We start from the raw sequence: 11874 nt of genomic DNA, 5'->3' as shown, positions 1-11874 counted from the left end.
GGCCGCGCACCCTGCCGCGAGCGCCGCCGCGCCGGAGCCCGCCCGCGGGGACAGCCGGCCCGCGGACGTCGCCCGCGAGGCACTGCGGCGCGCCAGGAGCGCCCGGCGGACGGCCGGGTCGGACACGGGTCCCGAGCCGCTCCCCGAGGTCGCGGAACACGGCGCCACCGCCGCGTCGGCGGCCTCCAGCACCCGTGAGGCGACGGCGGACCGAACCGGCGCGGTGTCGTCCCGTCCGGGCACCGCGTCCGGCCCCGCCGACGGAACGCCCGGCACCGCCGGCACGGCATCCCGGGCTGCCGCCGAGACGCCCGGTGCTGCCGCCGAGGCGTCCGGGGCTGCCCCCCGGGCCTCCGGAGGCGGCCCCGCGTCCGAAGCCCCGCCGACGGCGCGGACCGGGGCCGGGCACCGGGCGGAGGGGGAGCAGCGGCCCCCCACACCCGCCCCCGGTCCCACCGCCCCCGGTACCGCCGACGCCCCTGCGCCCGGTACCGCCGACGCCCCTGCCCCCGGCGCCCCCGCGTCCCACGGCGCGCACCCCGGCCGGACCGCGTCAGGGCCCACCGCATCGGACGGCCCGGCAACTCCGCCTCCGTCCGTCCCCGACGCCGCCGAGGACGTGACCCCGGCCGGCCGCGCCGGCGAGGGCGCCCCGGAGCGCCGCCCCGGCGACATCGCGCGCGAGGCGTTGCGTTCGGCCCGTCAGGAGGCGCTGCACGCCCGCGCGGAGGCCGGGCGCCGAGGTGACCGCCCGGCGCCCCGTCGCACGGGAGCCGCACCCGCCCCGGCCCCCCGGCTGCCCCGCACCTCGCGCGGTGACCGTGTGGCCGACGCGCGGGCCCGCGCGGTGCGGGAGGCGCTCGCGGACGCCTTCCGCATGCCGTCGGATCCGGACGAAGCCCCGGTTCCGGACCAGCTCTCGGCCCCGGACGAAGCCCCGGCCCCGGACCAGCCCTCGGCCCCGGACGAAGCCCCGGCCCCGGACCAGCCCTCGGCTCCGGACGGGCCCTCGGTTCCGTACGAACCCTCGGCTGCGTACGAACCCCCGGCTCCCGAACCGCGCCCGGGGGACACGGACGCCGGAGCCGCCCGCGTCCCGCCGCCGGACGAGGGCGCCCACGACACGCGGGAGCCCACCGGGCGGCAGCCGTCCACCGGAGCGGCGGCCCCGATCGGTGCGTCCGCCCCGGGCCCGGAGCCCCGCACGCCCCGTTCCATGGCCGCCCCCGACCGCGACGGCGACCACCGCCGCACGTTCCCGGCGTTCCCGCCCCGTGAGGGCGGCGCGGACGGCATCGCCGACACCTGGTGGGGCAATGCCTGGGTGACCGCGCTGGAGGAGGGCGCGCTGGACGCCGCGCGGCTGGCGCGGGGACGGGCGTACGCACAGCGCGGACACGTCGACGCGATCACCGTGACGCCGGGCCTGGTCCTCGCGTACGTCCGGGGCAGCCGCCCGCGGCCGTACCGCGTGCAGGTGCGGCTGCGGACGTTCTCGGACACCGAGTGGGACAGGTTCCTGGACGCGGCGGCCGACCGGCCCGGTCATATCGCCGCCCTGCTGGACAAGGTGATGCCCCAGTCCCTCGCCGACTGCGGCGTCCCGCTGCTGCCGGGCCCAGGAGACCTCGCCCCGCGGTGCAGCTGCCCGGACTCCGGCCACCCCTGCAAGCACGCCGCCGCGCTCTGCTACGCCACCGCACGCCTCCTCGACGCCGACCCGTTCGTCCTGCTGCTGCTGCGCGGCAGGGGTGAACGCGAGGTGCTCGACGACCTGTCCCGGCGCAGCGCCGCACGGGCGGCCCGGGACACCCGGCCGGAACCCCTGCCCGGGATCCGCGCCACCGAGGTCCTCGCCCAGCGTGTCCGGCCGCCCCTCCCCGCGCCGCTGCCGCCGCCTCCGCACCCGGAGCAGCCGCCGGTGTACCCGGGGGTGCCGGGCGGGCCGGACGCGTTCGCGCTGGACCAGCTGGCCACCGACGCCGCCGCGCGCGCCCACGCCCTGCTGACCACCGGCCGCGACCCGGTCGGCGGTCTCACGCTGTGGCAGGACGCGGTGCGGCTCGCCGCGGCCCGCCCCGGATCGGGGCTCACGGCCGCCACCCGTTCCCTCTACGCCTCCCTCGCCACCGCCGCCGGGCGCACCCCCGCCGATCTGGCCCGCGCGGTCGCCGCCTGGCGCCAGGGCGGTCCGGCGGGACTCGACGCGCTGGAGGAGCCCTGGGACCCGCCGGCCGGACGCTTCGACCGGGCCCGCCCGCTGCTCCTGGCCGCCGACCTGCCCGCGTTCCGCCCGTGGCGCAACCGCCTCACCCACCCGCGCGGCCACGTCCAGCTCCGCCTCGGACGCGACCACCTCTGGTACGCCTACGAGTCCGAGCCCGGCCGCGACGACTGGTGGCCGCGCGGCACCCCCGACCCCGACCCGGTGGGAGCCCTGACGGGGATGGACACCCCGGGCCCGTTGTAGGCACCCCCGGCGGCGGCGAGCGGGAGCGGCGAGCCACCGGCCCGCGGCGGGACACGGCGAGCCACCCGGCCCGCGGCGGGACGCCGAGGACCCCCGGCCTGCCCGAGCTCCCCGGCGGCGGGTGCCGGGCCGGCACGGGGACGGCGTCCCCTGCGCCCGGCCCCCGCCCCCGCGTCCGCCCGGCCGTGCCGTCAGACGTTGCGCCGGTACTGCCCCCCGACCTCGAAGAACGCCTCGGTCACCTGCTGCAGCGAGCAGACCCGGGCGGCGTCCATGAGCACCTCGAAGACGTTGTCGCCGTTGATCGCGGCCTCCTTCAGCCGGGCGATCGCCCGCTCCGCCTCCGCGCCGTGCGTGGTCCGGAACTCGTGAACCCGCTTGAGCTGGGACTCCTTCTCCCGCTCGGTGGCGCGGGCCAGTTCGAGCTCCTGGGGTTCGGCGTCGCCGCCGGGCCGGCGGAAGGTGTTGACGCCGATGATGGGCAGCGAGCCGTCGTGCTTGCGCTGCTCGTAGAGCATCGACTCGTCCTGGATGCGGCCGCGCTGGTAGCCGGTCTCCATGGCGCCGAGCACACCGCCGCGCTCGTTGATCCGGTCGAACTCGGCGAGCACCGCGTCCTCGACCAGATCGGTGAGCTGGTCGATGATGAAGGAACCCTGCAGCGGGTTCTCGTTCATCGCCAGGCCCCACTCGCGGTTGATGATCAGCTGGATCGCCAGCGCACGGCGCACCGATTCCGCCGACGGGGTCGTGACGGCCTCGTCGTAGGCGTTGGTGTGCAGCGAGTTGGCGTTGTCGTAGATCGCGATCAGCGCCTGCAGCGTCGTACGGATGTCGTTGAAGTCCATCTCCTGGGCGTGCAGGGACCGTCCGGAGGTCTGGACGTGGTACTTCAGCTTCTGGCTGCGCTCGTTGGCGCCGTACTTCTCCTTCATCGCGACGGCCCAGATGCGGCGGGCGACCCGGCCGAGGACCGAGTACTCGGGGTCCATGCCGTTGGAGAAGAAGAACGACAGGTTCGGGGCGAAGTCGTCGATGTGCATGCCGCGCGCCAGGTACGCCTCGACGTAGGTGAACCCGTTGGCGAGGGTGAACGCGAGCTGGCTGATGGGGTTCGCGCCGGCCTCGGCGATGTGGTAGCCGGAGATCGACACCGAGTAGAAGTTGCGGACGCGCTGCCGGATGAACCACTCCTGGATGTCGGCCATCATCCGCAGGGAGAACTCGGTGGAGAACAGGCAGGTGTTCTGCCCCTGGTCCTCCTTGAGGATGTCGGCCTGCACGGTGCCGCGCACGGTGGCCAGGGCGTGCGCGCGCAGTTCCTCCGCCTCCGACGGGGAGGGGTCGCGGCCCTCGGCGGCGCGGAACCGCTCGATCTGCTGGTCGACGACCGCGTTGAGGAAGAAGGCCAGCACCGTCGGCGCCGGGCCGTTGATCGTCATCGACACCGAGGTGGTGGGCGCGACCAGGTCGAAGCCGTCGTACAGCGCCTTCATGTCGTCCAGCGTCGCGACGGAGACCCCGGAGGTGCCGACCTTGCCGTAGATGTCCGGGCGCGGGTCGGGGTCCCGCCCGTACAGCGTCACCGAGTCGAAGGCGGTGGACAGCCGGGTGGCGGGCTGGTCCTCGGACAGGAGCTTGAAGCGGCGGTTGGTGCGGAACGGGTCGCCCTCGCCGGCGAACATCCGGGCGGGGTCCTCGCCGTCGCGCTTGAAGGGGAACACCCCGGCGGTGAACGGGAAGTGGCCCGGCAGGTTCTCCCGCCGCCAGAACCGCACCAGTTCCCCGTGGTCGGTGAAGGCGGGCAGGGCGACCCGCGGCACCTTGTTGCCCGACAGGGACTCCCGGGTCAGCTTGGTGCGGATCTCCTTGTCCCGGATGGTCACGACCTGCTCGTCACCCGAGTAGGACTCCACGACGGCGGGCCAGTCGGCGATCTGCTGGGCGACCTCGTGCGGGAGCTGCCTGCGCGCGCCCTCCAGCAGCGACTCCACGTCCCCGCCGTCGGACCCGGCCCGGACCAGCTCGCCGTGCACGAGGTCCAGGCGCTGCACCCGCCGGGCCGCCTCGGCGAGCCGTTCCGTCTCGGCGTGGTAGGCGCGCACCGTCTCGGTGATCTCGGAGAGGTAGCGCACCCGCTCGGCGGGCACCACCTGCCGGATGCCGGAGGAGTGCCGCACGTCGACGGCCGGCAGGGTGCCCTCGGTCAGCGGGAGCCCCTTGTCGCCCAGGGCGTCCCGCAGGTGCTGGTAGAGGGCGGTCACGCCGTCGTCGTTGAAGGTGGCCGCCGCGGTGCCGAACACCGGCATGTCCTCGGGCCGCTTGTCGAACGCCTCCCGGTTGCGGACGAGTTGGCGGGCCACGTCGCGCAGGGCGTCCTTGGCGCCGCGCCGCTCGAACTTGTTGATCGCCACGACCTCGGCGAAGTCGAGCATGTCGATCTTCTCGAGCTGCGAGGCGGCACCGAACTCCGGCGTCATCACGTACATCGGGATGTCCACGAACGGCACGATCGCCGCGTCGCCCTGGCCGATGCCCGGCGTCTCCACGACCACCAGGTCGAACCCGGCGGCCTTGACGACGTCGATGACCTCCGACAGGTGCTCGGGCAGTTCGTGGCTGCCGCGGGTGGCGAGGCTGCGGAAGAAGATCCGGTCCCCGTCGAGGGAGTTCATCCGGATCCGGTCGCCGAGCAGCGCGCCGCCGCCGCGCCGGCGGGTCGGGTCGACGGCGATCACCGCGATCCGCAGCCGGTCCCGCTGGTCGACCCGGAACCGGCGCACCAGCTCGTCCGTCAGGGAGGACTTGCCGGAGCCGCCGGTCCCGGTGATCCCGAGGACGGGCACGACCCGTCCGGCCGCCGCGGCACGCAGCCGCCCGAGGAAGTCCGCGGGCAGCTTGCCGAGTTCGGCGCCCGTGATGGCCCGGGCGATTGCGAACCGGTCGCCGGCCAGGACGGCGTCGGCGTCGGCCGCCCCGCTGTCCCACAGGTCGGTGTCGCAGTCCCGGATCACGGAGTTGACCATTCCGGCCAGGCCCATCCGCTGGCCGTCCTCCGGGGAGAAGATGGTCACGCCGCTGCCGCGCAGCCGGTCGATCTCCTCGGGCACGATCACGCCCCCGCCGCCGCCGACCACCCGGATGTGGCCCGCGCCCCGCTCGCGCAGCGACTGCACGAGGTACTCGAAGTACTCGACGTGCCCGCCCTGGTACGACGAGACCGCCACACCGTGCACGTCCTCCTCCAGCGCGGCGTCCACGACCTCCCGCACCGACCGGTTGTGTCCGAGGTGGATCACCTCGGCGCCCTGGGACTGGAAGATCCGCCGCATGATGTTGATCGACGCGTCGTGCCCGTCGAACAGCGCCGAAGCGGTGACCAGTCGGACGGGGTGCACGGGGCGGTGCAGAGCGTTCATCGGTGCCTTCCCGGACAGGACGGGGGGAGTGGTGGCCGAAGAGATACTAGGACGTCCTAGTAAATTGCCGAAGGTGAGAGGGGTGTGACGGCGAGCACAGGCGTGCGGAGGCCGGCGCGTACGGGTGCCCGGACGACCCGGGTGTGCGCCCCCTTCGTGGGGTCACCACCTGATACTTCCCCTGCAATCCCCTGCGCTCCACTATGTCCATTTCTGGCCGGTCCTCCATAAATGCGTGGACCGTCACCTCGCCCCGAGGAGACACTGCCTCCTTTCACGAACCCCGGGGAGAGTGATGGCAACCACACAGACACCAGGGCCCGCGCCGGGCCGGAGCGCGGTCCTCCTGGCGCTGCGCCTCTACGGCCGGGAGCTGAACCGCTTACGCCGGTTCGCCCTGCCCGCGTTGCTGCTTCCGGCCGTGGGCAACATCGGCATGCGCTACGTCGCCCCGCTGGTCATCGCCAAACTGGCGGGGCAGGCCGCCACCGACGGCGGCCTCACCCTCGCCTCGGCGGCACCCTACGTGTTCGCCTTCGGCGTGACGCTGCTGCTCGCCGAGGTCCTCTGGCGGGTGGGCCTGCACTGCCTCAACCGGGTCGACGCGCTCGGCATGGAGCACCTCTACGTGCGGGGCATGGACGAACTGCTCGCCAAGGACGCGGCGTTCTTCCACGACAACTTCGCCGGCTCCCTCACCAAGCGGGTGCTGAGCTTCGGCAAGCGCTTCGAGGACTTCGTCGACACCCTCACCTTCCGGATCGTGGGCAGTCTCGTCCCGCTGCTGTTCGGCGGCGTCGTGCTGTGGAGGTACGAACCGCTGCTGGTCGTCGGCCTCCTGCTGATGATCACGATCACCGTCGTGGCCGTGCTCCCGTTGATCCGCCGGCGGCAGCGGCTCGTCGACAACCGCGAGGCCGCCATCGCGCGCGTTTCCGGCCATGTCGCCGACAGCCTCATGAACATGGAGACCATCCGGGCGTTCGCCGCCGAGCGCCGTGAGGCCGAGGAACACCGCAGCCGGGTCGCGGAGTCCCGGCGCCTCACGCTGCGGTCCTGGGACTACGGCAACCTGCGCGTCGACGTCCTGATCGCCCCCATGTCCCTGCTGACCAACGTGCTGGGTCTGCTGCTCGCCGTGGCCTTCGGCGGCTCCGGCCAGGGCGTGGAGGAGGTCGTGGTGGCGTTCACGTACTACTCCAACGCCACCCACATCATGTTCGAGTTCAACCAGATCTACCGGCGTCTGGAAAGCTCGATGACCGAGGCCGCCCAGTTCACCGAGCTGCTGCTGGATCCGCCCACGGTGCTCGACCCGCCGGACCCCGAGCCGCTCGCACCCCGCGACAGCTCCGTCCGCTTCGAGGCGGTCACCTTCGCCCACGAGGGAGCGCCCCCGATCTTCGAGAAGCTCGACCTGGACGTGCCCCCCGGTGCCCGGATCGGCCTGGTCGGCAGGTCCGGCGGCGGCAAGACCACCCTGACCCGGCTCCTGCTGCGGATGTCCGACCTGGACGGCGGGCGCATCCTCGTCGGCGGCCAGGACATCAGCCGCCTGCGCCAGTCCGACCTGCGCTCGCTGATCGCCTACGTCCCGCAGGAACCGGCCATGTTCCACCGCACCCTGCGCGACAACATCGCCTTCGCCCGGCCCGGCGCCACCGACGAGGAGATCCACGCGGCGGCAGCAGCCGCCCACGTCACGGAGTTCGCCGACCGTCTCCCCGACGGGTTCGCCACCCTGGTGGGGGAGCGGGGCGTCAAACTCTCCGGCGGCCAGCGCCAGCGCGTCGCCCTCGCCCGGGCCATCCTGCGCGACGCCCCGATCCTGCTCCTCGACGAGGCGACCAGCGCGCTGGACTCGGAGAGCGAGATCCTCGTCCAGGACGCCCTGTGGCGCCTGATGGAGGGCCGCACCGCCCTCGTCGTCGCCCACCGCCTGAGCACCGTCGCCGGCATGGACCGCCTCGTCGTCCTCGACCGCGGCACCGTCGTCGAACAGGGCAGCCACCACCAGCTCCTCGCGGCGGACGGCCCCTACGCCCGGCTCTGGAGCCACCAGTCGGGCGGCTTCCTCGGCGCGACCGAGGAGTGTCCCGTCGACGGGGCGGACGGCACCGGGCCGGGGCACCGGGAGCCGGGCGGTTCCGCGCCCCGGGCCGCGATGGTGCCGACCGGAGCCGGGCAGGACGGCGCCGGCCCGGCGGCCACCGGCCCGTGAACGGCCGGGCACGGTCCTGTGCACGACCTCGGAGTGCCGTCCCGGGGCGGACCGTGCCCGGCACCCTGCCGCACGGTCCTGCGGGGGAGTTCTCATCGCGCCACTAGGATCAGCCGACATCGAAGGGATCGCCCGCTTACGTGGCGTCATGGGGGGACAATGGTCAGAATCCTGCTTGCCGAGGACATGCTCATGCTGCGCAGAGCGCTGGTGGCCCTGCTGGAGCTGGAGCCCGACCTGGAAGTGGTGGCCGAGGTGGACGCGGGGGACAAGGTCGTTCCCGTGGCGCTCGACGTACGGCCCGACGTGGCGGTGCTCGACATCGACCTGCCGGGGATGGACGGGATACGCGCCGCCGGTCTCCTGCACGAGCGGCTGCCCGAGTGCCGGACCGTGATCCTGACCAGCCTGGGGCGGCCCGGCAACCTCATGCGGGCCCTCCAGGCGCACGCCTCGGGGTTCATGCTCAAGGACGCCGATCCGAACCAACTGGCCGCGGCCATACGGGCCGTGGTGGCCGGACAGCAGGTCATCGATCCGCAGCTGGCGGTCGCCGCGCTGCAGGCCGGCGACAATCCGCTGAGCGCACGGGAGACCGAGGTGCTGCGGCTCGCCGCGGAGGGGGAGAACGTGCCGGAGATCGCGCGGCGGCTGTTCCTGTCCGCCGGAACGGTGCGGAACTACCTGACGACCGTCGTCACCAAGCTCAACGCCCGCAACCGTATGGACGCGGTCCGCATCGCCCGCGACCTCGGCTGGCTCTGAGGGCGCCTCAGTGGTTCGGGAGCGCGGCCGCGGCCTGTCCGCCGTCCGGGGGTGCGCCGCCGCCGGGCCGCAGCGGTGCCTCCGCGGTGAGCTGGAACCAGCCGTCCTCCCGCACCCCGGCCGTGAGCCGGCCGCCCAGCGCCCCGACCCGGGTGATCAGATTGTTCAGGCCGCTGCCGCCGCCCCCCGGCCGGACCGGGTGCAGGATCGAACGCTGCGCTCCCACCCCGTCGTTGGCGACGGTGATCCGCACGCGGTCGTCGGTGGCGGTCGCCTCGATCACGCAGTGCTGGGCCTTGCTGTGCTGCAGCAGGTTGGTGATGCCCTCACGCAGGACCGTCGCCAGGGTGGTGTCCACGTTCCCCGCCGGCAGGTCGGCGTCGACGCGTATGTCGGTCCGGATGCCGACCGTCTGCAGCAGGGTCTCCGCGGAGGCGACCTCCCGGCGCAGGCTCATGTGCAGATAGCTGCTGGCCACGGCGCGGACATCGGCCAGTGCCTGGCGGGCCGTCCGGAGGATCTCCGTGATCTCGGTCTCCGCGCGCTTCGGGTCCAACGAGACCAGCCGATAGGTGAGTTCGCACTTCAGCGTGATGGTCGAAAGGCTGTAGCCGAGCAGGTCGTGCAGATCGCGGGCGAAGCGTAAACGTTCCTGCGTGATGGCCAGGCGGGCGAGCTCCTCACGCGCGGTCTGCACCTCCCGGATGAGGTCGGCCAGCCGGCTCAACCCGTAGACGACCAGACCGGTGAGGCTGGTGGCGACACAGTTGTACGCCAGTTCCCCCATGCCGAAGCCGACCGTGAACTGGATCAGTCCGGTGCTCGCCACGATGGCGCCGAAGGCGAGCCAGCCCAGTGCGGTGCGCAGCACGAGCAGCGAGGACGCCGCCAGAAACCCGGGCATGCCCAGCCAGGCGGCGCCGAAGACGGGGAACGGCGCGTACGTGAGCAGCGCCTGGGCGGCGAGGGTCCAGCGGCTGTGCCGGGCCACCGCCCGTGGCATCGACGAGGGGAAGGAGTGGCACAACTGCAGGCCCAGCAGCAGCAGTTGCAACGCGAAGCAGAGCACCAGGCTGAGCGTGGTGTGCGGAGCCTGCAGCACATAGGTGACGGCGACCGCGAAGAAGCCGCAGATGACCACGGTCGTGATGGCGACGGCGACCCGTGGCGCCATGTCGGCCCCGGGGGCCGGTCCTTCCTCCGGGGGAGTGCCACGGGAGACCGATGCCGTCCGACGCATGAAGGCTCCTCACCTGACGTGATGCGGGTGCGCACAGGATAAGGGCAGACCCGGACTCCCAGTGGCCGGAAGGAAGCGTTCCTCGGACGGCGTCAGTCGGTGCTGTGAGCCAGGGCGCGCCGCAGTTCCTCCGTGCAACGGACGTGCCAGTCGTGGCCGTTCACCTCCACGGCGTCCGTCGGCGGGTGGCCGGCGTCCGGCTGCGACGGCGGCGTGCCCAGGACGAACTCGCCCACGGCCGACTCCGTCCGCCAGTCCAGGCCGAGCGCGCGGGCGGACAGGTCGCTGTCGCCGAACGCCAGGGCGCACGGCCCCAGACCCATCGCCGTGCAGACCAGGTACAGGGTCTGCTGGAGCACGCCCACGTCCTTGAGCAGCCCGCTGTACGCGAGTCCGCTGTACCGCAGCGTCATGCGGCGGAACCGGGCCGTCATGGTGATCAGGACGTGCGGCTCGGCCCGCAGGCCGGCCGTCGACTGCGCCTCGGCGAGCAGTTCGTCCAGGCTCTCGGCGGCCACGTCCACCGGGACCAGGGCGTGCGCGACCGGGTCGTAGTGGTACGTGCCCCGCGCCAGCCCCGCGCAGTGGGTCACCGTGACGTACAACTCCAGCGCGTATGTGCCGCCCGTGCTCGGGTACGGGCGGCTGGTGGGCACCGGCGCGCCCTCGCCGCCCCCAGGGCCGCCCATGGACCGCACCCGGGCGCAGCGGTAGAGCAGCTCCCCCAACTGGGCGAGGTCCAGCGGTCGTCCGCCGTGGTCGCGCACCGAACGGCGCGCCTCCAGGGCGACCGTGAGGGGCGGATCGCGGTCGAGGACGTCGTCCAGGTCGGGGACGGGCAGCGGCACCCGGGCCGGCCCGTGCCGGTCCGGTGCGAACGGGGGCTCCGCGGCCAGCTCGCCCGAGAAGTCGTCCGTCGCACCCAACGGGCCGTCGTGGCGGCCCTGCCGGCTGCGGGCGTGCAGCATCAGGTCGTGGGGCGACCACGGCAGGAGCGCCGGATCCCGGTCCTCGGCGAAGGCGTACTTCTCCTTCGGCCCGCTCTCCTGCCCGCCCGCCGCGGGCGGAGTCCCCCGGACCAGCATGCCGGACGCCTCCAGATACGCCACGACCCGGCGCACGTCGTCCACCGGCATGCGCAGCCGCTTCGCGGCCTCCCGCGGCGTGGAGGGGCGGGCGAAACAGCTGACCAGCCAGGCGGAGCGGTGCTGGACCAGGACCACGCGCTGCCCGGAGAGCGGCGATTCCGCGCACAGCCCCTCCTCATGGGTGCGCAGGACGGTGAAGCGGGAGAGCCGCAGCACGGCGTCGGCGGGCGTGGCCGGGGGCCGGAAGCGGGCGTACCGGGAGATCGGGACCACCGACAGCAGCGTCCTGCCGTCCGTGGTGGCCAGCGAGCGTACGAGGACGTTCTCCAACGACCGCAGGAGGGGCGCCAGGGCCTCCCGCTCGGGGCTCCCCGGCCCGTCCGGCACGCTGATGCCGGCCACCACGTTGTCCAGCGACACCGGACCGTACGACAGACGCTCCAGCGCGCGGAGGACCACCGGGTCCGTGATCGGCAGCCGCGTCTCGCCCCAACGGGACGACAACAGCGCCGCCCCGTCGGGGGAACCGGCCGCCGCCGGGGCCGCGGTGGTCTCGTCCGGCAGTTCCAGCAGGGTGTCCTGACGCAGTGACCACAGCTCGACCAGACCGGCTTGCGGCCCGGTGAGGGACGAGGGAGGAGCGGGCACGGCACAGGACCTTTCTGACGATG

6 protein-coding genes are annotated in these 11874 nt (G+C 73.6%); 3 read left to right on the top strand and 3 right to left on the bottom strand.

Annotation, left to right across the window (positions count from 1 at the left end; translation table 11 throughout):
* The first annotated feature begins 82 nt into the window (after positions 1-82).
* A complete protein-coding gene (locus AB0F01_RS15740) occupies positions 83-2470 on the top strand; it encodes an SWIM zinc finger family protein (RefSeq protein WP_362095251.1) in 2388 nt (795 codons plus the stop codon).
* A 191-nt stretch (positions 2471-2661) separates the two neighbouring features.
* On the opposite strand, the gene icmF is transcribed toward AB0F01_RS15740, so the two are convergent.
* Positions 2662-5889, bottom strand: a complete 3228-nt coding sequence (icmF, locus tag AB0F01_RS15735; protein WP_362094997.1) for a fused isobutyryl-CoA mutase/GTPase IcmF — start codon at positions 5887-5889, stop codon at positions 2662-2664.
* Between the two features lie 295 nt (positions 5890-6184).
* Here icmF and AB0F01_RS15730 point away from each other — a divergent pair, with 295 nt between their 5' ends.
* On the top strand, positions 6185-8110 hold the full coding sequence (locus AB0F01_RS15730) for an ABC transporter ATP-binding protein (protein ID WP_362094994.1): 1926 nt from the start codon (positions 6185-6187) through the stop codon (positions 8108-8110).
* Positions 8111-8269: 159 nt separating this feature from the next.
* Positions 8270-8875, top strand: a complete 606-nt coding sequence (locus tag AB0F01_RS15725; RefSeq protein WP_362094991.1) for a response regulator transcription factor — start codon at positions 8270-8272, stop codon at positions 8873-8875.
* A 7-nt stretch (positions 8876-8882) separates the two neighbouring features.
* On the opposite strand, the gene AB0F01_RS15720 is transcribed toward AB0F01_RS15725, so the two are convergent.
* Together AB0F01_RS15720 and AB0F01_RS15715 are read right to left on the bottom strand one after the other, a co-directional pair.
* Positions 8883-10115, bottom strand: a complete 1233-nt coding sequence (locus tag AB0F01_RS15720) for a histidine kinase (RefSeq protein ID WP_362094989.1) — start codon at positions 10113-10115, stop codon at positions 8883-8885.
* 92 nt (positions 10116-10207) lie between these two features.
* Positions 10208-11851 carry a SagB family peptide dehydrogenase gene (locus AB0F01_RS15715; RefSeq protein WP_362094987.1) on the bottom strand — a complete coding sequence of 548 codons (1644 nt, stop codon included), beginning with the start codon at positions 11849-11851 and terminating at the stop codon, positions 10208-10210.
* Positions 11852-11874: the final 23 nt, after the last annotated feature.

This window comes from Streptomyces sp. NPDC029526, from assembly GCF_040637405.1.
Lineage (GTDB): Bacteria > Actinomycetota > Actinomycetes > Streptomycetales > Streptomycetaceae > Streptomyces.
The sequence above is the reverse complement of the archived record's forward strand: the minus strand, read 5'-3'. Positions and strand labels throughout refer to the sequence as shown.

Bases quoted from the DNA above. Each gene is read 5' to 3' on its own strand.
- AB0F01_RS15725 (WP_362094991.1), top strand. From the start codon at position 8,270: ATGGTCAGAATCCTGCTTGCCGAGGACATGCTCATGCTGCGCAGAGCG.
- AB0F01_RS15720 (WP_362094989.1), bottom strand. From the start codon at position 10,115: ATGCGTCGGACGGCATCGGTCTCCCGTGGCACTCCCCCGGAGGAAGGA.
- AB0F01_RS15730 (WP_362094994.1), top strand. From the start codon at position 6,185: ATGGCAACCACACAGACACCAGGGCCCGCGCCGGGCCGGAGCGCGGTC.
- icmF (WP_362094997.1), bottom strand. From the start codon at position 5,889: ATGAACGCTCTGCACCGCCCCGTGCACCCCGTCCGACTGGTCACCGCT.